Origin of the sequence: Rhodococcus sp. SORGH_AS_0303, assembly GCF_030819335.1 — a bacterium.
Classification (GTDB): domain Bacteria; phylum Actinomycetota; class Actinomycetes; order Mycobacteriales; family Mycobacteriaceae; genus Rhodococcoides.
This window is the reverse complement of record NZ_JAUTBO010000001.1, coordinates 2,508,569-2,532,670: the sequence shown is the minus strand read 5'-3', so window position 1 is coordinate 2,532,670 and position 24,102 is coordinate 2,508,569. Positions and strand designations below refer to the sequence as shown.

21 protein-coding genes and 1 tRNA gene are annotated in these 24,102 nt (G+C 69.4%); 13 read left to right on the top strand and 9 right to left on the bottom strand.

Annotated elements, in window-relative coordinates:
- The first annotated feature begins 126 nt into the window (after window positions 1-126).
- From QE449_RS11965 to QE449_RS11930, 8 genes are all read left to right on the top strand, one after another.
- The gene (locus tag QE449_RS11965) at window positions 127-993 is read left to right on the top strand and encodes a PAC2 family protein (RefSeq protein WP_197027772.1); all 867 of its coding nucleotides are present in this window, start codon (window positions 127-129) and stop codon (window positions 991-993) included.
- Between the two features lie 16 nt (window positions 994-1,009).
- Entirely contained in the window at window positions 1,010-2,143 is a 1,134-nt protein-coding gene (locus QE449_RS11960) for an MFS transporter (protein ID WP_307108871.1), read from the top strand.
- A gap of 90 nt (window positions 2,144-2,233) precedes the next feature.
- The gene (locus QE449_RS11955) at window positions 2,234-2,581 is read left to right on the top strand and encodes a hypothetical protein (protein WP_042572487.1); all 348 of its coding nucleotides are present in this window, start codon (window positions 2,234-2,236) and stop codon (window positions 2,579-2,581) included.
- Window positions 2,581-5,067, top strand: a complete 2,487-nt coding sequence (gene nirB, locus QE449_RS11950; protein WP_222631119.1) for a nitrite reductase large subunit NirB — start codon at window positions 2,581-2,583, stop codon at window positions 5,065-5,067. Before QE449_RS11955 ends, nirB begins: the two co-directional genes overlap by 1 nt.
- The gene (locus QE449_RS11945; protein ID WP_307108870.1) at window positions 5,064-5,381 is read left to right on the top strand and encodes a Rieske 2Fe-2S domain-containing protein; all 318 of its coding nucleotides are present in this window, start codon (window positions 5,064-5,066) and stop codon (window positions 5,379-5,381) included. The genes nirB and QE449_RS11945 overlap by 4 nt, the downstream gene beginning before the upstream one ends.
- A gap of 17 nt (window positions 5,382-5,398) precedes the next feature.
- Complete coding sequence (locus QE449_RS11940) at window positions 5,399-6,889, top strand: TIGR02677 family protein (RefSeq protein ID WP_307108869.1); 1,491 nt, start codon at window positions 5,399-5,401, stop codon at window positions 6,887-6,889.
- Window positions 6,886-8,217, top strand: coding sequence for a DUF2398 family protein (locus QE449_RS11935; RefSeq protein ID WP_307108868.1), 1,332 nt, complete (start codon window positions 6,886-6,888; stop codon window positions 8,215-8,217). The genes QE449_RS11940 and QE449_RS11935 overlap by 4 nt, the downstream gene beginning before the upstream one ends.
- Window positions 8,214-12,356: a TIGR02680 family protein gene (locus QE449_RS11930; RefSeq protein WP_307108867.1), complete on the top strand. Its 4,143-nt coding sequence runs from the start codon at window positions 8,214-8,216 to the stop codon at window positions 12,354-12,356. Before QE449_RS11935 ends, QE449_RS11930 begins: the two co-directional genes overlap by 4 nt.
- Before the next feature lie 78 nt (window positions 12,357-12,434).
- On the opposite strand, the gene QE449_RS11925 is transcribed toward QE449_RS11930, so the two are convergent.
- The 6 genes from QE449_RS11925 to QE449_RS11900 form a co-directional block, all read right to left on the bottom strand.
- Entirely contained in the window at window positions 12,435-13,184 is a 750-nt protein-coding gene (locus tag QE449_RS11925) for an endonuclease domain-containing protein (protein ID WP_307108866.1), read from the bottom strand.
- Window positions 13,185-13,440: 256 nt separating this feature from the next.
- Entirely contained in the window at window positions 13,441-14,679 is a 1,239-nt protein-coding gene (mshC, locus tag QE449_RS11920) for a cysteine--1-D-myo-inosityl 2-amino-2-deoxy-alpha-D-glucopyranoside ligase (protein ID WP_307108865.1), read from the bottom strand.
- 47 nt (window positions 14,680-14,726) lie between these two features.
- The gene (locus tag QE449_RS11915; protein WP_373425285.1) at window positions 14,727-15,566 is read right to left on the bottom strand and encodes an SCO1664 family protein; all 840 of its coding nucleotides are present in this window, start codon (window positions 15,564-15,566) and stop codon (window positions 14,727-14,729) included.
- Entirely contained in the window at window positions 15,563-16,159 is a 597-nt protein-coding gene (locus QE449_RS11910) for a DUF3090 domain-containing protein (protein ID WP_027505335.1), read from the bottom strand. Before QE449_RS11910 ends, QE449_RS11915 begins: the two co-directional genes overlap by 4 nt.
- 65 nt (window positions 16,160-16,224) lie before the next feature.
- Complete coding sequence (locus QE449_RS11905; RefSeq protein WP_307108864.1) at window positions 16,225-16,953, bottom strand: histidine phosphatase family protein; 729 nt, start codon at window positions 16,951-16,953, stop codon at window positions 16,225-16,227.
- A 47-nt stretch (window positions 16,954-17,000) separates the two neighbouring features.
- A complete protein-coding gene (locus QE449_RS11900) occupies window positions 17,001-17,846 on the bottom strand; it encodes an undecaprenyl-diphosphate phosphatase (protein ID WP_027505333.1) in 846 nt (281 codons plus the stop codon).
- A 161-nt stretch (window positions 17,847-18,007) separates the two neighbouring features.
- Here QE449_RS11900 and QE449_RS11895 point away from each other — a divergent pair, with 161 nt between their 5' ends.
- Window positions 18,008-18,937, top strand: a complete 930-nt coding sequence (locus QE449_RS11895; protein WP_222631102.1) for an aldo/keto reductase — start codon at window positions 18,008-18,010, stop codon at window positions 18,935-18,937.
- 3 nt (window positions 18,938-18,940) lie between these two features.
- On the opposite strand, the gene QE449_RS11890 is transcribed toward QE449_RS11895, so the two are convergent.
- A complete protein-coding gene (locus QE449_RS11890; protein ID WP_307108863.1) occupies window positions 18,941-19,297 on the bottom strand; it encodes a hypothetical protein in 357 nt (118 codons plus the stop codon).
- A gap of 140 nt (window positions 19,298-19,437) precedes the next feature.
- On the opposite strand from QE449_RS11890, the gene QE449_RS11885 reads away from it, so the two are divergent.
- The 3 genes from QE449_RS11885 to QE449_RS11875 are packed head-to-tail and all read left to right on the top strand — an operon-like array spanning window position 19,438 to window position 21,889.
- On the top strand, window positions 19,438-20,481 hold the full coding sequence (locus QE449_RS11885) for a hypothetical protein (RefSeq protein WP_307108862.1): 1,044 nt from the start codon (window positions 19,438-19,440) through the stop codon (window positions 20,479-20,481).
- A gap of 48 nt (window positions 20,482-20,529) precedes the next feature.
- Window positions 20,530-20,748 carry a DUF5703 family protein gene (locus QE449_RS11880; RefSeq protein ID WP_037185612.1) on the top strand — a complete coding sequence of 73 codons (219 nt, stop codon included), beginning with the start codon at window positions 20,530-20,532 and terminating at the stop codon, window positions 20,746-20,748.
- Window positions 20,749-20,803: 55 nt separating this feature from the next.
- Window positions 20,804-21,889, top strand: coding sequence for a quinone-dependent dihydroorotate dehydrogenase (locus tag QE449_RS11875; RefSeq protein ID WP_307108861.1), 1,086 nt, complete (start codon window positions 20,804-20,806; stop codon window positions 21,887-21,889).
- A gap of 11 nt (window positions 21,890-21,900) precedes the next feature.
- Here QE449_RS11875 and QE449_RS11870 read toward each other — a convergent pair whose 3' ends face one another.
- Together QE449_RS11870 and QE449_RS11865 are read right to left on the bottom strand one after the other, a co-directional pair.
- Window positions 21,901-22,431: a YbhB/YbcL family Raf kinase inhibitor-like protein gene (locus tag QE449_RS11870; protein ID WP_027505328.1), complete on the bottom strand. Its 531-nt coding sequence runs from the start codon at window positions 22,429-22,431 to the stop codon at window positions 21,901-21,903.
- A gap of 34 nt (window positions 22,432-22,465) precedes the next feature.
- A complete protein-coding gene (locus tag QE449_RS11865) occupies window positions 22,466-23,830 on the bottom strand; it encodes a M20/M25/M40 family metallo-hydrolase (RefSeq protein ID WP_081821196.1) in 1,365 nt (454 codons plus the stop codon).
- Between the two features lie 153 nt (window positions 23,831-23,983).
- Here QE449_RS11865 and QE449_RS11860 point away from each other — a divergent pair.
- Window positions 23,984-24,069, top strand: a tRNA-Leu gene (locus QE449_RS11860).
- Window positions 24,070-24,102: the final 33 nt, after the last annotated feature.

Genomic DNA, 24,102 nt, shown 5'->3' with positions numbered 1-24,102 from the left:
GAAACGCCCGAGGGCGATCTCCCCGTGGTCCAGGACCCCCCGACAGACCTCGCCGCCGGCGTCGCTGCCGAGCTGGTGGCCGGTGTCGGAGCGGACGATCAGGACTCCGCGACGGACGAGTCCGACCTGGACGAGATCCTGCCGACCCTGCGCAGCCCGATTCTCGTCGCGGCGTTCGAGGGATGGAACGACGCGGGCGACGCCGCGAGCGGCGCGGTGGAGCATCTCGAACTGATCTGGGACGCGACGCCCCTGGCCGAGCTCGACTCCGAGGACTACTACGACTACCAGGTCAACCGCCCGACGGTCCGACAGGTGGACGGTGTGACGCGCGAGATCGAGTGGCCGTCGACGAGGTTGTCGGTGTGTTCGCCTCCCGGCAGCGACCGCGACGTCGTGCTGCTGCGCGGTATCGAGCCCAACATGCGGTGGCGGAGCTTCTGCGACGACCTGCTCGAGTTCATCGACCAGCTCGGGGTCGAGACGGTCGTGATTCTCGGCGCACTGCTTGCCGACACGCCCCACACCCGGCCCGTTCCCGTGACCGGCACCGCGTACAGCACCGAGTCGGCGGAGCAGTTCAACCTCGAGCAGACCCGGTACGAGGGCCCGACCGGCATCACCGGTGTTCTGCAGGACGAGTGCGTCAAAGCGGGGATTCCGGCAGTGTCCCTGTGGGCGGCGGTCCCGCACTACGTGTCCCAGCCGCCGAACCCCAAGGCCACCGTCGCCCTGCTCCAGCGTGTCGAGGACGTCCTCGACATCGAGGTGCCGCTCGGCGAGCTGCCGTCCCAGGCGGAGGACTGGGAGGAGTCGGTCACCGAGATGACCAAGGACGACGACGAGATCGCCGAGTACGTCCGCACCCTTGAGGAGCGCGGCGACGCCGAGGTCGACATGTCCGAGGCCGTCTCCAAGGTGGACGGCGATGCGCTGGCCGCCGAGTTCGAGCGCTACCTGCGCCGACGCGGGCCGGGCAGCTTCGGGCTGTGACGCGCGCTCGTCACCGGTGAGCGCACGACTCGCACGGCTCCGCATCGGCGCTCTGTACGCCGGTGGCTTCCTCGGCCCGTTCGGCGGCGGAGTGGTGTCCTCGATGCTGCCCGAGATGGGCGCGGATCTGGGGGTGTCCACCGGGTCGGCGGCATCGACTCTCAGCGCGTACCTGTTTCCGTTCGCTCTGGCCATGCTGGTGTCGGGCACTCTCGGCGCGCGATGGGGCCGGGTGCGCACCGTGCGCCTCGCCTACCTGCTCTACGTCGTCTCCTCGCTCCTGTGTGCGGTCGCGCCCACGCTCGACCTGTTGCTGGGTGCGCGCGCACTGCAGGGTATCGGCAATTCCTTCACGACGCCGCTGCTCCTCGCGTCACTGGCGGCCGTCACTCCCCGCGAGCGCCTGGGACGGGTGCTGGGTACCTTCGGCGCCCTGCAGGCGGCGGGTCAGACCAGTGCGCCGCTGGTCGGTGGCCTCGCCGCCGAGTTCGACTGGCGGTACGCGTTCGTCGTGCTGGCCGTCGTCGCCGCGATCCTCGGGCTGGTCGGGCTCCCCGCGGCCACCGCGCCGTCCACCCCCGGCGGTCGTCCCGAACGGTTGCGCGACGCTCTCACCGTCCCGGTCCTCCGCGTGGCAGTGGTCGCGCTCCTCGGCTGGGGCGCCCTCGGGGGACTCAACTTCCTCGTCGCCTTCCGCGCGGAGGACACGTTCGGTCTGTCCTCCACACAGCGCGGACTGCTGCTGACCGTGTTCGGGGTCGCCGGAATCCTGGTGGCACGACGCGTCGGTGGACTGATCGACCGCATCGGTCCACGTCGAGCGATCGTCGGCGCAGCTCCTGTCGGCGCAGTCCTCATCGCCCTCGCCGGCACCATGCCCAGCCTGGTGGTCGTCGGCCTCGTCTGGGCGGCAGCGGGTGTGGCCAGCCAGTTCATCCTCGTCGGCGTCAACGCCGCTGTCCTCGGCTCGTCGGGGGCGAACCGCGGCGGCGCCGTGTCGGTCGTCCAGTCGTTCCGGTTCTCCGGGGCGGCCTTCGCTCCTCTCGCGCTCACCCCGCTGTACGGGGTGCACCCGACGTCGGCCTTCCTCATTCCCGCCGTCCTGCTGGCAGTGGCCGCGCCGCTGGTGATGACCGGGCGGAAGACCTGACACTGCGGCGGCCGCGCTCGAGAGTGAATGATGACGCCGCCGTAACACGGGCGCAGCAGTGCCGTCACCGCGTGCACGGACAGTCGTCCCATGGCCAGCACTCCGAAGTTCATCCAAGGCGTCTTTCCCTTCGTCGGGCACGGCCTGGGCAAGTCCGAGCTTCTCGACGCCGCCACGGCGTACACCGTTCCGTCGGGCCTGACCGCCCAGCCGCTCTACTTCCGCGGCGGTAACTCCTCCGACGAACTGGTCGTCGTCACGCTCACGCGCGACGGAGAGTCGATGCGCGTGTTCCCGATGGGCGCGAAGGCGAGCGTCAACGTTCCGCTGCGCGTCGTCGAGGACGTCGATCCCGACTCGGTTCTCGAGCTCACCGTCGCGGCGCCCGACGGCTGCAGCGGCGAGGTCGTCGTCGATTTCGGGATGATGATCTTCTGATGCCGGCTGCAGGAGAACGGCAGCGCCTGCTCGTCGTCGGCAACGGAATGGCGGGGGCCCGCACCGTCGAGGAGATCCTCGGCCGCGACCGTGCGAAGTTCGACGTCACGATGATCGGCGACGAGCCGTACGGCAACTACAACCGCATCATGCTCTCGCACGTGCTCTCGGGCGAGTCGTCCATCGACGACGACGATCTGATGCTCAACCCGATGGCCTGGTACCGGGAGAACGGCGTCACCCTCCACGTCGGAGACCGGGCGGTGGCGTTGGACCGCTTCGCCAAGAACGTGACGTGCGAGAGCGGACGCGTCGTCCCCTACGACACCGTGATCATCGCGACCGGGAGCACGACGTTCTTTCCCAACATGGACGGACTGCGGGAGGCCGACGGCAGACTGGCGCGCGGCGTCTTCGGTTTCCGGACGATCGAGGACACCAACGGCATGCTGCAGATGGCGTCCTCCCGCGACGGCATCCGCGCCGTCGTCATCGGTGGCGGACTGCTGGGCCTCGAAGCCGCCTACGGTCTGCGCACGCAGGGCATCGACGTGGACGTCGTGCACTCCCCCGGACACCTGATGAACCAGCAGCTGGACGAACGTGGTGGACGCGTGCTGCGCAACAAGATCGAGGACCTCGGCGTCGGCGTGTACACGTCCAAGCGCACCACGGCTGTGTTGCGGGACGAGAGCGGTGCCGTCACCGGGGTCGCGTTCAACGACGGTTCCACCCTGCCCGCGGACATGATAGTCGTGACGGCCGGTATCCGCCCCAACGTAGACCTCGCGCGGCGTGCCGGACTGGTGATCGAGCGCGGCATCGTCGTCGACGATCAGATGCGGTGCGAGGACGAGGGAGCGATCCACGCAGTCGGAGAATGCTGCCAGCATCGCGGTGAGGTGTACGGCCTCGTGGCTCCCTTGTGGGAGCAGGCGTCGGTCCTGGCCGACGTGCTGACCGGTGCGAATCCGGCTGCGGCTTATCATGGTTCGCGACTGACGACGAAGCTCAAGGTCGCGGGCGTCGACGTTGCGGCGATGGGCGTCAAGGGTCCCGAGCGGGACACCGACGAGTTCGTGCAGTTCTACGAACCCCGCAGCGGCACCTACAAGTCGGTGGTCGTGCGCGACAACAAGCTGATCGGCGCGATGCTGCTGGGCGACATCAGCAAGGTGAGCTTCCTGACTCAGGCGTTCGACGAGAAGGTACCGCTTCCCGACGAGCGCATCAGCATGCTGTTCGACATGGGCACGCCGAGCGCGGAGACCGGCGCCGCCGAACTGTCCGACGATGTCCAGGTGTGCAACTGCAACGGGGTCACGAAGGGCGACATCGTCGCCTGCGTGCACGGCGGGGCCACCACCGTCTCCGAGGTCGTGGGAAAGACCCGTGCGGGCAAGGGATGCGGATCCTGCAAGGGCCTGGTCGCGGACATCGTCGCCTGCGCCGCCGGTGGAGCGCTCGCGGTCGATCCCGCGGCGGACTGGTACGTCCCCTGCATCCCGATGTCCAAGCCCGAGCTGATCGAGGCCGTCCGCTCGCAGAACCTCCGGTCCGTCTCCGCAGTCTTCGATGCGTTGGCCGACGCCGAGGACGCGACCGCGAAGATGCCGCTGGCCTCGCTGCTGCGCGTGGTCTGGGGACCCGACTGGGTCGACGAGCGAGGCGCGCTGTTCATCAACGACCGCGTTCACGCCAACATCCAGCGCGACGGCACCTTCTCCGTCGTGCCGCAGATGAAGGGCGGCGTGACCACCCCGGACCAGTTGCGGCGCATCGCCGATGTGGCCGACAAGTACGGGGTCCCGCTGGTCAAGGTCACCGGTGGACAGCGCATCGATCTTCTCGGCATCAAGAAGGAGGACCTGCCGAAGGTGTGGGGCGATCTCGACATGCCGTCCGGGTTCGCGTACGGCAAGAGCATGCGCACCGTGAAGACCTGTGTCGGCAGCGATTTCTGCCGTTTCGGGCTCGGTGACTCCACCGCACTCGGCATCGCGATCGAGGAACGGTTCCAGGGTCTCGAAACTCCCGCAAAGCTCAAGCTGGCCGTGGCCGGATGCCCCCGCAACTGCTCCGAGGCGCTCTGCAAGGACTTCGGTGTGGTGGCCGTCGGCGACGGCCGCTGGGAGATCTACATCGGCGGCGCGGCCGGCGCACACATCCGCAAGGGCGACGTCCTCGCCACGGTCGACTCCCCCGAGGAGGTCCTGACCCTCGCGGGCCGATTCATCCAGTACTACCGCGAGGAGGCGAAGTGGCTCGAGCGGACCTACGCCTTCGTCCCGCGGGTCGGCCTCGAGACGTTGCAGCGACTGCTCGTCGACGACGCCGAGGGTCTCTGTGCAGGACTCGACGAGCGCATCCAGATATCCATCGACGGCTACACCGATCCGTGGAAGGAACGCGCGGCGCCGCGGTCACCGGCCCAGTTCGCGCCCTCCCTCCCGCTTCTCCCGCTGCCTCAGGTGCCGGTTCGATGACGACGGCACAGGCGACCGTGGTGGGAACCGTCGACGATCTCACCCCCGGCGAGGGCCGGACCTACGTGGTCGACGGACGACAGATCGCCGTCTTCCTCCTGACCGACGGGACGGTCCGCGCCATGGACGCGGTGTGCCCCCATCGCGGCGGGCCGCTGGCGGACGGGCAGATCGACGGGGCCGTCGTCGTGTGTCCCCTGCACCAGTACCAGTTCTCCCTGGACACCGGCCGGTGCACCACCGACGGCATCGGAACGGTCGGGACCCACCGTGCCGACGTCGTCGACGGGCAGGTGGCTGTCCGACTGTCCTGACCGCCTACCCTGTTGCAGTGACCGAATCCGCCGACTCCTTCGTGGTGGACGACAGGCTCCGGCTCTTCTCGTTCGCGACAGCCGAGAAACGGGCCGACTACCTGCGGGTTCTGCGCGCCTTCGAACATGCCCGTACCGGCTACGTCGTTCTGCTGCACGCCGGCGAGGTGGCCGAGATCCTGGCCCGCACCGACGGCGGCGACACTCTGACCGGCCTCGAGATCGGCCCGCTGCTCGAACAGTTGCACACGTGGGGCGTTCTCGAACGCAGCTACGACGGCACCCGCGCGGCCACGCTCGCCGAGTACCGCAATCGCCACTACGTCTACCAGTTCGGTCAGGTCGGCTACCAGGCATACCGCGCCGTCGAGGACGTCCTGGCCGCCCGCCCCGAGGACGCCTCGCTCTCGCGTCTGGTGCTGCCCGAGCTGCTCGCCGACCTGGAGGATCTCGCGGCGGCGAACCTCGCCGGGGACGCCGACCTGGTGTACCGCAAACTCGATCGGCTCGACACCGCTCTCAACGACATGGCCACCCGCGCCGCGCACTTCTACCTGTCGCTGGGCGACCTCGTCCGCACCACGGACGTCACACCCGAGTCGTTCCTGGCACACAAGGACGCATTGCTCTCCCACATGCGGGAGTTCTCCCTCGACCTCGCCCGCTTCGGCCCCAAGCTCACCGCCGCCATCGAGCGGGTGGACGCCACCGGACTCGACTCGCTGCTCGACCGGGTGGCAGCCAGTGACGAACGCGTCTTCCTCAGCCGCGAGGAGCGCCGCGCCGACTGGGCGGGCCGGTGGACCGGTCTCGTGCACTGGTTCACCTCCACCGACGGCGAGCTCACCGAGTCGGATCGTCTGCGGGAGGGCACCATGAGCGCCATCGCCGCCGTGCTGTCGCTGCTGCGCCGCGTCACCGAGACCCGCAGGGGCGGAGTCAGTCGCGAGTCCCAGCTGCGACATCTCGCCGGGTGGTTCGCGTCCGCTCCCTCCGAGGAGTCCGCCCACGCCCTGTTCGGTGCCGTGTTCGGCCTCGGCCGGCCTCGTCACCTGTCGATGGTCCACCCCGACGACGACATCATTCCCACCACGCGATCGTGGTGGGACGCTCCGCCTGTCGAGATCTCGCGCACGCTCGCCGAGACCGGTCGGCCCCCCGCCGCCGGTGCTCCTGCCAGGGTCCACCGCAACGACGCCGGTGTCCGGCGTCTGCGCGAGGAACAGCTGAGCGTGCAGCGTCGCCGCGCTCAGGCCGCGCGATCACTCGCCGAACACGGGGTGTACGAACGGGATCTGACCAACGAGGAGACCGACGTGCTGCTCGGGCTGCTCAACGCCGCCCTCACCGCACGCGTCCCGGTCAGCGGCCGCGTGGGCAGCTCGACCGGCTCCGAGGGTGGCGTCACCCTGACACTGGCACCGCATGAGCAGTCCACCGTGGTGCGCACCGAACGCGGTCTACTGCACCTCGAACGGCTGTCACTCACCATCGGCGCGCGGCGATGAGAGCACGCACCATTCCGAGCCTGGCACTCGACTCGTACCAGCGCGCCGCCCGAGTCGTGTTGTCCCACCACCTGATCACCCGCACCTACCCGGACCGCATCGCCCTGCCCCTGGTTCGCCGATGGGCCACGGAACTGCGCGAGGACATGCTCGATCTCTTCGGATACCGACTCGAGGTCACGGAGACCACGGCCCGGCTCTACCCCGTACTCGACCGGTTGGACGCGAGTCGACCGGCCCGCACGACCTCCGACCGCGTCTTCGACCGTCGCCGCTACGCATTCCTGGCGCTCACCCTGGCGGCACTCGGTCGCGCGGGTGACCAGATCACGTTGTCCGAGTTGGCGGTTCAGGTCGCCTCCGATGCCGGACGGGTGGTCGGGGTCGACCTCGACACCGAACGCGCGACCGACCGGGACGCCTTCGTCGACGCCGTCGGCTGGTTGTCCGTTCGCGGTGCGATCACCCTGGCCGACGGCGATGCCGGCGGGTGGGCGCACAACCCCGACGCGGGAGAGGCCTTGTACGACATCGACCGATCCGTCGTCGTGGCCCTGTTTCGTCCACCGCGCGCGCTCCAGCATCTGCGCAGCACGGCACACCTGTTGCACAGCACCACGGACGACCCGGCCGATCGCGCTCGCCGTGCCCGCCGTGCGCTCGTCGAGCAGCCCGTGGTCCACGGCCCCGACTCGATGCCGGACGACCGGTCCGTCGAGGATGTCCGGCTGCTGACCGGACTGTCCGTCGAACGCCGGGCAGAGGGCATCGCGCTCATCGACACGTCGGGACGCCTGTCGGACATCAGGTTTCCGTCCACCGGCACGGTCGCGCAGGTCGCCCTTCTCCTCGCCGGTGAGATCGCGGAGCGGGTACTCGATCCCGATGCCGACGATCGGACCACGCTCGAGGCGGACATCGATCCTACCGACGCGCTGCTCGCGGCCCTCGACAGCGCGATCCCGGACGGCGGCGTCGTGGACGACCTGGTCGACGACTCTGTCGCCCCGGACACGGTGGAGGCGTCGGACGAGACGATCCGGCACCCGTTCGTCGCGGACTCCTGGCTCGACGAGACCGTCGGCGCCCTCGTCGACGCCTACGGCCGCACCTTCGCCGCTCAGTGGCAGGCGGACCGTGCCGGGGTTCGCGCGGCCGCTGTCGCACTCCTGACGAACCTCACTCTGGTGGCACCGGTACGCGGGGGCATCGTCGCGTTGCCGGCCCTGGCGCGCTATCGGGGAGTGGTCGTCACCGTCCGAGAACAGGCGTCCGCCGGCCTCTTTCCCACCGATCACACGAGCACCCTCGAGGAGCACACCCCGTGACGCGCAGCACCCGATTCCGGCCCACGCGCGCCGGCATCATCAACCTCTGGGACTACCGCGATCAGGAGTTCTCGTTCGCCGACGGTCGGCTGGTGTTGCGTGGCCCCAACGGATCCGGCAAGACCAAGGCACTCGAGGTGCTGTTCCCGTTCGTGTTCGACGGCCGGATCGAGCCGCGTCGCCTCAACCCGTTCGCGGGTGAGGAACGCACCATGAAGTCCAATCTGCTCTACCGCGGCCAGGATTCGGCGCACTCGTACGTGTGGATGGAGTTCGCACGTGGCGATCGGGACGAGCCCGAAGCGGTGACCGTCGGCATCGGCATGCGTGCGACACGGTCGGCGGACAAGGTGACGCGCTGGTACTTCGTCGCCGACGGCCGCGTGGGCGTCGACTTCTCACTGCTGGGCACCGACGACAGGCCGCTGACGAAGAAGCAACTGGCCGAGCAGATCGGGACCGACGCCATCGTCGATCGGCCGGTGGACTACCGCGCCGCCATCGACGCGCGACTGTTCGGTCTCGGCGCCGAGCGGTACGACCAGCTCATCACCCTGATTCTCACGCTGCGACGCCCGCAGTTGGCGAAGAATCTCGACCCGAAGGGCTTGTCCCGTGCGCTGTCCGACGGACTGCGCCCCCTCGACGAGCACCTCGTCCTCGAGGCGGCGCGCTCCTTCAGCGACATGGAGGAGGTGGGCCGCGCGCTCGAGGGACTGGTGCAGGCCGACCACGCGTCGAAGAGGTTCGTCGAGGTCTACTCGAAGTACCTCGCCGTCCAGGCGCGCACCGACGTCGATCAGGTCGGTCGACGTCTCGAGGCCGTCGACCACGCCACCGTCGCCCTCTTCGCCGCCAAGGGCTTGCGTGAACGACGACGGGTCGAGCGCGTCGAGGCGGAGAAGCGGTACGAGGCAGCCGAGCGCGCACTCGATCTCGCCGTCGCCGACCAGCAGACCCTGCAACGGTCCACCGCTTACGAGGGCAAGCAGCAGCTCGACGATCTCGCGGATGCGGTCCGCAAGCTCGAGGTGTCCACCGCGCAGCAGCGCGACAAGGCTCGCAAGGCGACGGAGGCCGTCGACGTCCGGCGACGAGAGGCAGACGAGGCCGCAGTGGCGCTGCGGGAGTCGACCGCGTCGATCGTCCGCGCCGAGGACGAGCTCCTCGCGGCCGCCGAGGACGCCGGCATCGCCTGGACGCCACTCCCCCGCGACGCCCGTACCGACCAGATCACGGCAGCGGTACGCGGTCATGCCGAGGAGCGGGACGGGGACGTCCGGGCCGTACGTGCCGCGCTGTCCGTCGTCGACCGTGCCACCACCGAGCGTGCCCGTACCGAACGGGCCGCCGACCGCGCCCACACACTGCACGACGCCGCGGTGGCCTCCGTCCGCGAGGCCGAGGCCGCCGTCGAGTCGTCCCGTGCCGCGACGGCGGAATCGCTGCGCGCGTGGTGGGCCACGCACGCCTCGGTGCTGGACGACGGCGAGATCCTCGAGTCGTTGCACACCGCGCTCGCACGCATCGGCGAGGACGACGCACCCACGCTCGGCGAGGTACTCGGCGACGGAGTTCGCGAGCTGCTCGACACGGTGCGGGACCGACGGAGTGCTGCACTGCAGGACCGGGACGACGCGGCGCGCATCATCACCGAGTCGACGGCCGAGCGCGCGTCGGTCGCCGCCGAGCACGACGACGCTCCCCCGGCGCTGCGCACCCGTACCGGCGACCGTGCGGGTCTCGACGGCGCACCGTTCTGGACACTCGTCCGCTTCGCCGACGACGTCACCGCCGACGATGCCGCGGCCCTCGAGGCCGCGCTCGACGCGGCCACCCTGCTGGACGCGTGGGTCGCCGACACGGCTCCGACGGGGCTCGTCTCGGATCAGTACCTGACCGCCACCGCACCGGTGACCGGGCGATCGCTGGCCGACGTCCTCGTCGTCGAGGACGACATCCCCGTGCAGCACAGCACCGTGCGGGCGATCCTCGACTCGATCGCGCTGGACGACGTGGGCAGTTCTGCGGGTGTCGGACGGGACGGGAGCTTCGCGCACGGTCTCGTGCGCGGCGCGCACCACAAGGACGCCGCCGAGTACATCGGCGCGACGGCACGAGCTGCACGACGCACGTCCCGCATCGCGGAGATCGACGAGGCCCTCGAGGTGGCCACCGCGCGGCGCGACGAGGCCGATCGAGTCGCCGAGCAGTGTCGAGAACGTCTCGACTCGATCCGCGCCGCCGTCTCGACGGTTCCTCGTACGTCGGAGGTCACCGCTGCGCTCCGGGCGGTCACGTCGGCCGCCGGCGCTCTCCGATCGACGACCGAGTCGGTCGCGTCCGCCGACCGAGAACTGGACCACGCGATCGCCGAACTGTCTGCCGCCGAACGACGTCTGCGGACGGACGCCGTCGCGCGGCGGGCTCCGTTCACGCCGCGAGACCTCGACGCGCTCGCGGCGGCGATCCGCCACTTCGAGAACACCGGTTCCGCCATCCTGCGCCACCGCGGCGATGCGGACCGGTCCGCCGAGCGCGACCGGGAAGCTGCCGGGCGCCTCGACGAGGCCATGATTCTGGCCGAGGAGTACGCCGAGGAAGCGGCCATCGCCGAATCCGACTACGAGCAACAGCACGCCAAGTTGGAGATGCTGCGGGACTCGCTCGGTGCGAGCGCCGAGAAGATCGACGCCGAACTCGACGCGATCAGGATGCGCATCGAGGCGTGCAAGACCGAACAGCGCGCCGCCACGAAGGCGGACCGTGAATCGGGCGAGGCCATCGGCAAGGCGGAGGGCGCGCACGAGACGGCCGTCGCCGGACTGACGACCGCGTTGACCGAAGCGCTCAGCGACGCCGCGCGACTGGCTCCCTACGCGCACCGCGATCTGCTGGCGGTGCTCGGTGCGGCGCGCGACTGCTCCTGGCCGGCGAGCGACGCGGCCTGGTCGACGGTCGAGCAACTGCTCTACCGAACCGACACGGCTGCCGGGCCAGACGAGGCCCCGGACGTGCTGCCCCCGGAAGTGCACCGACTGCACACCGAGCTGACCGAGGCGACGGCGCAGGTCAAGGTCAGCGATGCGAGCCGCCGCTCCACACGCAGCGCGCTGACGGCGGCGTTGCAGGAGTTCGACGCTCAGCTGGCCGCGTCGGGTCAGGATTTCCGGCTCAGTTGGGACGCGGCCGACGGGGTCACCGTGGTGCGGGTGCAGGACGAGCAGGGCCACTCCACCATCGCGGACTTCGCGGATCGCATCGACGCGGCACGACGCGACCAGGAGACGCTGCTCACCGATGCCGAGCGCCGCATCCTCGAGGACGCTCTGCTCACCGGCCTGGCGCAGCAGATCCACGAGCGCACGGTCGACGCCCGCGAACTGATCGCCCGTATGGGATCGGAGATGAAGCAGCGACGCATGTCGTCGGGCAACACCATCGGCGTGCACTGGGTGCTCGCGGACAACCTCGACGACAGCACCCGTGCCGTGTCGAAGCTGCTCGAGCGGGACGCCTCCGCGCTCGGACCCGAGGAACTGGCCGAGATGCGTGTGCACTTCGCGGCACAGATCCGGACGGCGCGGGCGCAGCATCCTGAGCGCTCGTACCCCGAGATCCTCAGTGCCGCACTGGACTACCGGCAGTGGCGCGTCTTCGCGTTCACGCTCATCTCCGGTGACGGCTCCGAGGACAGGCTCACCGTCGCACGCCACAGTGCGCTCTCGGGCGGCGAGCAGTCGGTGTCGCTGCACCTCCCGCTCTTCGCGGCGGCGCACGTGATGCTGTCGTCCGCGGACCCGCACTCACCGCGCTTGCTCGCACTGGACGAGGCGTTCGCGGGTGTCGACGACAACGGCCGCAGCGAGCTCCTCGGGCTCAGTGTGCAGTTCGACCTGGACTTGTTCATGACCGGCTACGACCTCTGGATCACGTACCGCGACGTGCCCGGGTGCGCCCACTACGACCTCGCGCACTCGACGGTCGAGAACACCGTCAGCGCAGCGCTTCTCGTGTGGGAGAACGGGGAGTTGCTCGCGGAGCACGACGGGTCCGACCTGGCGGCGGCACTGGGCTCGCCGTTGAGCCGCCGCGTCGACCTCCCCGCGGAGGGTGGGCTGGACTTCGCCGAGGTGTGATGGTGGGTGTGGTGTTCCACTACCGGGTGTTCGCGGCGGGAATCCGCTCTCTCGGGCTGACACTGGCACAACACTCCCTCAGCGACGAGCGTGCCGTCGCCTTCTGACCTCGTGGGCGATCTGTCGAGCGATGCTGTCCGGATCACGCAGCACATCGAATGCCGCGTAGCGGAGCACACGGAATTCTGCCAGGACCAAAATGTTCTGGCGCACGCGATCTCGTCGGAAGACATCTCCGTCGATGTGGAACTCCCGGCCGTCCACCTCGATGATCACCCGCGACGCCTCGTCGTAGAAGTCGACGATGAACGCCCCGACCCGCGCGTTGACCTTCAGGCGCAGCCCGATGGCGATGAGGGCACGGTCCAGAACCCGTTCGGGCTCGGATGCGAACCTCGTCGAGGCAGATCTGAGTTGCTCGGTCAGGCGAGCGTTCCCCGAGCGCCCCGGTGCCGACGCGACGAGTCGCCGCACGGAATCCCGTGTCATGCCCGCGGCCAGCCGATGATCGACGAGTCGACCCGCCGCACGAGGTTCCATGATCGCGACGCAGTCGAGCAGTGCCTGCGCCTCCGTGACGACGGAGAGGTCGTCGACCCGAGTGACGGCATCACTGGCCAGGTCACGTCGATGAAGGACGAGCCACGACGGAGTACGGCCCTTTCTCGCCCGGGGAACCGTGGCCTCGATGATGGCCGGTTCGGCGAGCCACCCGTACAAGCGGGCCGCCGTCCGATGACTGAGGACGGCGTCCGATCTCCACAGCAGGACGGCGGCGCACCGTCCGGTCCAGCTCGGTTCGGTGCGAGAGTAGATCTGCGGTAACACGCGGTGATAGTCGCGAGAGAGGGAACTGCTGGAGACTCCTGCCGCCAACAGTTGCCGACGTGTCGCTAGGCCATACGTGGTCATGTCCGAGATCGTCGACGAGTGTGTGCGATCGTCAGCGCAGCCGACCAGGGTCGACAGAGAAGCTGTGGATCGAGCGACCCTGTGGACGACGTGGGCGTGGTGTTCCACTCGATCGGTCACAGCGCGGAGAACCGCGATCACGAACCACGAGTGGAACACCACTCCCGACGAGCTAGAGCTTCACACCCAGCAGCGCGTCCACCGCCAGCGACACCAGCCCCGGCGCCGCGGGGTCGGAGCCGCCGAGCGTCACGGCGTCGTGTGCCCACGCATCGATCGCGTCGAGTGCCTTGGCGGAGTCGAGATCGTCGGCCAGGTGCTGGCGTACGCGGGCGACGGTGTCCTCGGCGGACTGTGCCGACTCGAGCGCCACGGCCTTGCGCCACAACGCGAGTCGGTCCTGCGCAGCGGCGAGGATCTCATCGGTCCAGGTGCGGTCCTGCCGGTAGTGGCCGGCGAGGAGACCGAGGCGGATGGCACCGGGATCGACACCCGCAGCGGTGAGCTTCGAGACCAGGACGAGATTGCCCAGCGACTTGGACATCTTCTCGCCGTCGAGGCCGATCATGCCGGTGTGCACGTAGTGTCGCGCGAAACGGTCTGCGCCCGTGAGTGATTCGGCGTGGGCCGCGGAGAATTCGTGGTGCGGGAAGATGAGGTCACTGCCGCCACCCTGCACGTCGAAGCCGGATCCGATGCGGTTCAACGCGATCGCCGCGCACTCGATGTGCCAGCCGGGGCGCCCCGGACCGAACGGCGAGGGCCACGACGGCTCGCCCGGACGCTCGGCCTTCCAGACGAGGGCGTCGAGAGGGTCGCGCTTGCCGGGGCGGTCGGGATCTCCGCCGCGCTCGACGAAGAAGGTGTCCATCGTCGCTCGGTCGTACCCTGACTCGTAGCCGAACTGCTCGGTGGCGTCCGCGCGGAAGTACACGTCGGGGTACTTGGCGTCGTCCACCACGTAGGCGGCGCCCGAGGCGACGAGCTTCTCGACGAGCTCCACGACCTCGGTCACGGACTCGACCGCGCCGATGTAGTCGCGCGGCGGGATGACGCGGAGCGCGGTCATGTCCGACCGGAAGAGGTCGGTCTCGCGCTGTCCGAGCGACATCCAGTCGTCGCCGTCGCGTGCCGCGCGCTCGAAGAGCGGGTCGTCGACGTCGGTGACGTTCTGGACGTAGTGCACGTCGTGGCCGGCGTCGCGCCAGACCCGGTTGACGAGGTCGAACGTCAGGTAGGTGGCCGCATGGCCCAGGTGCGTCGCGTCGTACGGGGTGATGCCGCAGACGTACATGGTGGCGGTCGAACCGGGCGCGACGGGACGCACGGCGCGATCGGCCGTGTCGTACAAACGGAGCGGCGGGCCCTCGCCCGGCACGCTGGGAACGTCCACTTCGGGCCACGACTGCATGGGTGAAGACTATCCGGTCGGGCCGGAGCCGCCGCCGCGTGCCCGGTCTAGAACGCGGGCCAGGGAATGGGCCTGCTGGAGTCGGGCGCCGGCATGACCGGTTCCGCGAGCAACCGCGACACGCGACCGGCCAGCGCCTCGATCTCCTCGTCGGTGATGTGTGGCGCGAGGGTGTCCCCGAAGGCACCGCGCAGGTCGCGGGAGAAGTCGACGAGGTCGGCCACCAGAGCGGCGTCGACGGGTCGACCGGCCCACCCCCACAGCACGGTCCGCAGCTTGTTCTGCCGGTGCAGGGCGATGCCGTGGTCCACGCCGTACACGGAGCCGTCGAGTGCCTCGAGCACGTGTCCGCCCTTGCGGTCGGCGTTGTTGATGACGACGTCGAGAACAGCCATCCGGTGCAGCCGCGGATCGTCCGCGTGCACCAGTGCCACCTCGTCGCCGGCATCGTCGTAGGCCCGGAGCACGGGGATGTAGGACGAGGGCACGAGGTCGGGGCGGCAGAGGTCCACCATGTCGTAGCCCTCGCCCTTCTCGGGGAGGCGCTCGACGGTGTCGATCCACCGCTGCACCATGCCGACACCGAGCGGACCGTCCCGTAGCACGGTCGTGGGCACGACGCCCCAGCCCAGTGCGTCGGAGATCAGGTAGGACGAGATCTCGCGGCCCGCCAGCGTGCCGTCGGGGAAGTCCCACAACGGCTGTTCCCCGCGCACCGGCTTGTAGACACATCGCAGTGCCGGCGCCGGATCCTCACGCTCGATCTCGCACACGAGCGTCGCGTTGGACGCCTGCACCACGCGACCGACGATGGTCATCTCGCCGTGCGCGAGCAGGTCCGTGTCGTCGTCGGTCCAGGGCGCGGTGGCGTCGCCGGCGGAGGTCAGGACTCGTCCCCGAACTCGGTGGTGTCGCTTCCCAGCACGGTGCCGCGCCGGTACCCGTTGGTCCGCACGCACATGTGACCACCGGGCGCGAGGGGCTCACCGCAGAGCGGGCACGGGGGCCGACCGGCAGCGATGACGCGCTCGCTGCGCGCGGCGAACTCACGGGCCTGCTCCGGACTCAGGAACACCCGCACGGCGTCCGGACCCTCGTCCGTGTCGTCGAGCACCACCGACTCGTCGATCTCGGTCTCGGTGATGGCGAGCAGCTCCACCACGACGGCGCCGGCGTCAGCGTCCCAGCCCAGACCCATGGTCCCGACCCGGAACTCGGCGTCCACGGGCATCACCAGTGGGTCGACGTCGCTCGGATCGGCTTCCTCGGGTGGCACATCGGTACCGAAGCGCCTCGCCACCTCGTCGAGCAGGAGCCCGACACGGTCGGCCAGGACCTGAACCTGCTGCTTCTCGAGCGCCACCGACACCACTCGGGCGTCGTGCACTGCCTGGAGGTAGAAGGATCGATCGCCGGGCTCACCCACCGTTCCGGCGACGAACCGGTCGGGGGTGCGAAAGACGTGAATCGCGCGTGGCATATCTGCACCTCCAAAGATCGCGCCGCCGAACTGCCGCGGCTGTGACTCCCATTATCCGCGTGTTGTCACTGTCCGGTGGAACCACCGGGGACGGCGTCCGATTCCGACGCGGTCGGAGCCTGGTCGGACGGGGCCTCGGCAGTGGTGTCCGTCTCGGCGGGCGGCGTCGGAATGAACTGCGTCAGATCCCCACCGAGATCGCCGAGACGATGGACGAACGGCCGCGTCTCGGTGTACCGGACGACACTGATCGACGCCGGGTCCACCACGATGCGCTGGAACTGGTCCAGGTGCGACCCCAGAGCATCGGCCAGGACGGACTTGATGACGTCGCCGTGCGAACAGGCCACCCACAGCACGTCGGCGCCGTGCTCGGCGGCGAGCCGCGCGTCGATCTCACGGATCGCGCGCACCGCCCTGATCTGCACGTCGGCGAGGCCCTCACCCCCGGGGAAGACGGCAGCGGACGGGTGCTGCTGCACCACCTTCCACAGCGGCTCCCCCACGAGATCCTTGATCGGCTTGCCGGTCCACTCGCCGTAGTCGACCTCGAGCAGCCGATCCTCCACGACGGGTTCGAGCTCGCGCGCCGCAGCGAGAGGCGCGATCGTCTGTTCGCACCGGAGCAACGGTGATCGCACGATCGCCGCGAGCGGAAGCACCTCGAGACGGGCGACGACACGCTCCGCCTGCTCCCGACCGAGATCGTCGAGTTCCACGCCGTCCGACCTGCCCGCGAGCGTGCCGGCCGTGTTGGACGTCGAGCGTCCGTGGCGCAGAAGTATGACCGTCATGACCTCAGCCTAGTGAGACGCGAGGGGCGCCCGGCGTCGCGGTGGCGTCAGTTCGCTGCGACGACACCTGTGGCGAGGAGGCCGAGAACCGCGACGCCGACGACGATGCGGTACCCGACGAACCAGTACAGCGAGTGGTTCTCGACGAAGCGCAGCAACCAGGCGATGGAGGCGTACCCCAGTACGAAGGCCACGAGCGTCGCCACGACGAGCTGGGAACCCGATGCCTGCAGACCTTCGCCCGCCGGTTCGAAGGCATCCGGCAAGGAGAAGAGTCCGGACGCGGTGACGGCCGGGATCGCGAGCAGGAACGAGAAGCGGACTGCGGCGGCACGCGTCAGCCCCATGAACAGACCGGCACTCGTGGTGGCGCCGGATCGGGACACGCCCGGGATGAGCGCGAGACACTGCGCCGCGCCCATGACGAGGCCGTCGCGGGTGGTGAGCTTCTCGATCGGTCGCGTCTGTCGGCCGACCTTCTCCGCGACGGCGATGACCACGGCGAACACGATGAGCAGCGTCGCGATGATCCACAGGTTGCGCGCACCCGTCCGGATCGCGTCCTTGAAGACGAAGCCGAGCACCCCGATCGGGATGGTGGCGAAGATGACGTACCACCCCATGCGGTAGTCCAGAGTGTCGCGCTGGGACTTGTCGGCGATACCGCGGAACCACGCCGCGACGATGCGCCCGATGTCGCGGGCGAAGTAGAGCAGGACCGCGGCCTCGGTACCGAGCTGCGTCACCGCGGTGAACGACGCGCCGGCGTCGTCACCGAAGAAGACCTCGGAGACGATGCGCAGGTGTGCAGAGGAGGAGATGGGGAGGAACTCGGTCAACCCCTGCACGGCGCCGAGCACGAGGGCCTGCACCCAGGACATCGATTCCGCGATCATCGCTGCTCTCCTGCCGTCCGATTCCGCGGCGCGCAGACGCCACCGACGAGGTTTCCTGTCGAAGTCACGAGGCACGACCGTACTAGGGTCGTGCCTCGACCACCGTGTCGGCAGGACGAGACACGGACGGAACACGGCGAAACGGATGCACTGCCTTCATGAAGCACAGAACGGTCGGGAGCAGCGGGCTGCGGGTGTCACGCCTGGGGCTCGGAACGGGTGAATGGGGACGCGGAGTCGACGGTGACGACGCCGCGGCGCAGGTGACGGCGTTCGTCGACGCGGGCGGGACCCTCGTCGACGCGTCCGCCTCGTATGGAGACGGACGCGCGGTGCGGGTGTTGGCCGAAATCGTCGACGACGTGGTTCCGCGCGGTGAGCTGGTTCTCAGCATCGATTCCGGCGTCTCGCGTCCGGACACCTCGGGGCACTGGACCGTCGACTGCTCGCGGCGCGCGCTCCTCGCAGACCTGGACAGGACACTGCGCGAGCTCGGCACCGATCACCTCGATCTGTGGAGCGTCGGCGCGTGGGATCCGCAGACCCCTCTCGGTGAGGTGGCGGCGACTCTGGAGCACGCGGTCTCGTCCGGGCGGGTCCGCTACGCGGGTGTTCGCGGCTTCACGGCGTGGCAGCTGGCCACCGTGTCGGCGTCCGTCGACATCACCGCGGCGCAGGCGGAGTACTCCCTGCTCGCGCGCGGCGCCGAGGACGAGCTGTTCCCCGCGGCCGACCACCACGGCGTGGGCGTTCTCGCTGTGTCGGCTCTGGCGGGCGGCGTGCTCACGGGCAAGTACCGGGACGGTGTACCCGCGGATTCACGCGGCGCGGACGATCACCGACGCCACGCGCTCGCACCCTTCCTCGGTGAGGACGGCGGGAAGGTGGTCGAGGCTGTCATCACGGCGGCCGACGGTCTGGGCACGTCGCCACTCGCGGTGGCTCTGGCGTGGGCCCGAGATCGCCCCGGTGTCGCGTCGGTCGTGGTCGGGACGCGGGACATCGGTCAGCTGACGGGTGTGTTGGCCGCCGAGGAGGTCGCGCTTCCGTCGGCCATCACCTCCGCGCTGGACGACGTCAGTTCCTGACCGTCACTTCGGGTCGATCACGTTGCCCAGCCGCCCGAGCAGCGATCGCAGGAGTGTGGTGTCGGGCGGCTGCGGCGAGTCGAGCGGACGGACGTCGGCGACCGCGTCCCGGACCGCGGCGACGATCGAGCGCTCGTCCGAGAGGTCGACGTCCGTGACATCGCGCTCCGCGACCGCGTCGACGTCGAGATCGTCGGGAACGGCCTGCGCCAGGTCGGAGCGGTAGACCTCCACGCGCAACGACTTACCGCGTACCCGGAAGGCGAAGCTCCGCCCGTCCGGAGTGGACCCGAACCCGTGGGCGTGCGCCCCCACCGACACGTCCTCCACCGAGAACTCCGTATTGCTCGGCCCCGTCATGCGCCCTCCCTCGCTCTCTCTCGTCGACAGGCACTCGTCGAAACGTACAGACGCGTCATGGTGGACACATCCCTCCCCTGTGCTCGCGCCGGGACGGCGAGATGATCGGATGAGAGAAGACCTGAAGGAGAATCACCCCCATGGCACCCCGACCGACCAGTGCCCACCCGGCACGACGCAGCAGTACCCGTTTCGTCCTTCTCGGCCTCGCCCTGGTGACGACGGTCACAGCAGGATGCGCGAACTCCGACGATCCGGAGCAGCTGAACACGCGTGAGCCGGAGGTCGCCGCGGTGTCCCCCGACACGACCGTCACGCCGGCGGGCGTCACGGCCGACCCGCGCTTCGGCGGTCCGGCCACCGTCGACGGCCTCGCGATCGAGCCTCGCGACCGGATCGCCGGGATCCTCACCGACGACGGTACGACGCTGCTGCTGACCCCGCTCGACTCGGAGGATAATCCGCGCTCGGTGCGACTCTCCGCACCCGGCACGTCCGTCTCCGCCGGCAGGGACGGCGAACTGTTGGTCACGTCGTCGTCGGGCATCAGCCGGGTGGACGCGCAGTCCGGTGAGGCGACCGACGTCGCGATCGACGGCGGCGCCGCCTCGGTGACGCCGTGGGACGACGGGTACGCCGTCGGGACGCCGACCGGAACCGTCGTGATCACGGGAGCCGACGGCGCGGTCGAGAGCACCATCCCCGGTCAGGCGTCGGTCGACGGTCTCGTACGCACCGGAGACGATCTGGTGTCCCTGGACACCCGGCAGACGTCGGTGACGTCCGTGAACGTCGGTGCCGAACGTCTCGGCGCCGCGCTGCGCGCAGGCGACGGGGCCACCCGCATGACCGGATGCGCCGACGGTGCCGTCGTGGTCGCCGACACGACCGACGACGAACTGCTCGTCTTCACGGGCGACCCCGATCTGATCATGCGACAGCGCTACCCCGTCGCCGGTTCCCCGTTCGCCGTCGCGTGCGAGGACGACGGCACCGTGTGGGTGACCGTGACCGCACTGAACGAGGTGGTGGGATTCGACATCACCTCCGGAATTCCTGTCGAGTCGGCACGGTTCCCCACAGTGCGCCAGCCCGACTCGCTCGCCGTGGACTCGCAGTCTGGCGAACTTTTCGTAGGCTCGAACAGTGGCGCCGGGGTCCAGGTGATCCCGACCCGGGCGTGAGTGCCCGCGAGGACGAGAGCGAGATCCGTGAACCGGAACAACCGTGCGATGCCCGTCGGCTGGGAGACCCAGTCGGACGACTGGGAGTACGTGCCCATCAAGCTGCCGCCGGACGTCACCCGAGTGACGGCCTCGATGCGGCTGGCCATCTCTGCCGAGTTCGGTGGGTGGGAGCTCTCCCGGGTCCGGCTGTACACCGACGGCAGCAGACGAGTACTTCTCAAACGACGCAAGACCGCGCACCACGTGCCCGATCCCGGTCTCTGACCGAGTGGTGGCGCCGCACCACCGACGAGATTCCCCGACGAGAGGTTTCCAGGCTGTGAGCCCGTACCGGCTGCTGCTCCGCGCGATGTTCCTGCTCCCTCCGGAACGCATTCATCACCTCGCATTCGCGGCGATGGTCGCGGTGACTCGATTCGCGCCCCTGCGTGCGCTGGTCTCGCGCGTGCTCTCGGTCCGAGATCCGGCACTGCGGACGACCGCCTTCGGCGTGACGTTCCCCACCCCGGTCGGGCTGGCCGCCGGTTTCGACAAGACCGGTGAGGGTGTCGACGCGTGGGGTCCGCTGGGGTTCGGTTTCGCGGAGGTCGGCACCGTGACCGCGCAGGCGCAACCCGGAAACCCACAGCCTCGACTCTTCCGGCTTCCCGCCGACCGAGGCCTGCTCAACCGCATGGGTTTCAACAATCCGGGTGCGGCGGCGGTGGCCGAGCGTCTGCGCGGACGACGCGGGGACATCCCGGTCGGCGCCAACATCGGCAAGACGAAGGTGGTTCCCGCGGCGGACGCCGCGATCGACTACACGGAGAGTGCGCGGCTGCTCGGCCCGCTGTCGGACTTCGTCGTGGTCAACGTGAGTTCGCCGAACACCCCCGGACTGCGGGATCTGCAGGCGGTGGAATCGCTGCGGCCTCTGCTGGCCGCCGTGGCGAGCGTCGTGACGGTGCCCGTCCTGGTGAAGATCGCGCCCGACCTGTCGGACGACGACGTCGACGCGGTGGCAGACCTGGCCATGGAGCTGGGATCCGCCGGCATCGTGGCGACCAACACGACCATCGGGCGCGACGGGCTGCGGACGGCCGGGGCCGCGGATCTCGGAACGGGTGGCGTCTCCGGCCCGTACGTCGCGGACCGATCACTCGAGGTGCTGCGCCGACTGCGTGCACGCGTCGGGGACTCGATGACGCTGATCTCGGTCGGCGGTGTCGAGACCGCCGACGACGCGTGGGAACGCATCCTCGCCGGTGCCACCCTCGTGCAGGGGTACACAGGCTTCGTCTACGGCGGTCCGTTCTGGGCGCGTCGCGTCGCCGTCGGGTTGGCTCGACGAGCTCGGGCCGCGGGATTCGCCTCGGTGGCCGACGCGGTCGGCACGGAGACTGTCCCGCGGCCCGGGCCGCGCTGACTCGGTTCTCGTCAGCTCTGCTCGTACGTGCCCACGATGACGGCACGCGCGATGGCGTGACTGAAGAGGTTGAATCCGAGGTACGCCGGTGACGCACTCTCGTCGATCTCGAGCTTCTCGACGTCGACGGCGTGTACCGCCACGAAGTAGCGGTGCGGTCCGTGCCCCTGCGGGGGTGCGGCACCGATGAACCGGGCCAGGCCCGCGTCGTTGCGCAGCGTGATCGCGTCGTTCGGCAACCCGGTGGAGCTGTCGTCGCCCGCTCCGGTGACCAGGGTGGTGGTCGAGACGGGGATGTTCGCCACCGCCCAGTGCCAGAAACCGGACGCCGTCGGCGCATCGGGGTCGTAGACGGTGACGGCGAAGCTCTTGGTCTCCTCCGGGAAACCCGACCACGACAGCTGCGGCGAGTTGTCGTGGCCGCCCGCGCCCATGATGCCGCTGACCTGGTCCTCGTGGAGCGGCTGACCGTCGGTGACGTTGTCCGACGTGAGCTCGAACGACGGCAGCGACGGCAGTGCGGCGTAGGGATCGTGTGACATGAGGTCCTCTCGGGAGATATGGGTTCGGGGGTTGTCAGCTGTGCAGAAGGAAGTGCTCGAAGACCTTGGTACCGAAGATCAACGACTCGACGGGTACCCGTTCGTCCACGCCGTGGAACAACGCCGCGAAGTCGAGCTCGGGCGGCAGCTTGAGCGGCGCGAAGCCGAAGCAGCGGATGCCCAGCTTGGCGAACGCCTTGGCGTCGGTGCCGCCGGACAGCATGTAGGGCACCGTGCGGCCGTTCTCGTCGAACGCCAGGATCGCGTCGTTCATCGCGTCGACGAGGTGCCCGTCGAACGTGGTCTCGTACGGCTCCAGGTCGGTGATCCAGGACCGTTCGACGTGCGGACCGATGAGCGCGTCGACCTCGCGCTCGAACTGCGCCTTGCGTCCCGGCAGGACGCGGCAGTCGATGGTGGCGGAGGCCGTCTGCGGGATGACGTTGGCCTTGTACCCGGCCGAGAGCATCGTGGGGTTTGCCGTGTCGCGCAGTGTCGCGCCGACGATGCGGGCGATGCTGCCGAGCTTGGCGAGGGTGCCGTCGATGTCGGGCGACTCGGGGTCGAAGGCCAGGCCGGTCTCCGAGCTCACGGCGGCGAGGAACTCGGTCACCGAGTCCGTCATCACCAGCGGGAACTGGTGGTTACCCAGTGCTGCAACGGCTTCGGCGAGGTACGTCACGGCGTTGTCCTCGTGCAGGAACGATCCGTGACCGGCGCGAGCCTTGGCCGTCAGACGCATCCAGGCGAGCCCCTTCTCCGCCGTCTCGACGAGGTAGAGGCGACGCTCGTCGCCCTCGGGGGTGGACACCGTCAGCGAGAAGCCGCCGACCTCGCCGACGGCCTCGGTGACACCCTCGAACAGATCGGGCCGGTGCTCGACGAGCCAGTGCGACCCGTACCTGCCGCCGGCCTCCTCGTCGGCCAGGAAGGCGAAGACCAGGTCGCGGGGCGGGACGGTGCCGGCCGACTTGAACTGTCGGGCCAGCGCCAGGGCCATGCCGACCATGTCCTTCATGTCGACGGCGCCGCGTCCCCACAGGTAGCCGTCCTCGACGGCACCCGAGAAGGGATGCACGCTCCAGTCGGCGGGCTCGGCCGGAACGACGTCGAGGTGGCCGTGCACGAGCAACGCGCCGCGTGAGCTGTCGGCGCCGGCCAGTCGGGCGAAGACGTTGCCGCGGCCGGGCGCACCCGACTCGACGTACTCGGTCTCGTACCCCACGGCCTCGAGCTGGCGCGCCACCCACTCGGCGCACTCCTTCTCGCCGGCGGTGGTCTCGAGCTCACCGGTGTTGGAGGTGTCGAAGCGGATCAGCGACGAGACGAGGTCGACCACCTCGTCCACGGCCACGGTCTGCTTCTCGGTCTGGTGGTCGTTCTCTCCTGTTGCGGACACAGCTCGTTCCTACCACTCCAGGTGCCTCGGCAGGTGCTCCGACGTGCGGTTTTGGTCCAGGGCGCGGTATCGGCTAGATTTAGCGACCGCACCGAGAACACGGGTGCGACGCGATCATGAACTGTGTGTGACCAGCAGGGTGTGACGCGGGATGTCCGAGTGGCGGAATGGCAGACGCGCTAGCTTGAGGTGCTAGTGTCCTATTAACGGACGTGGGGGTTCAAGTCCCCCCTCGGACACCGAAGACAGACCGACGAAAGCCCCGATTCCTC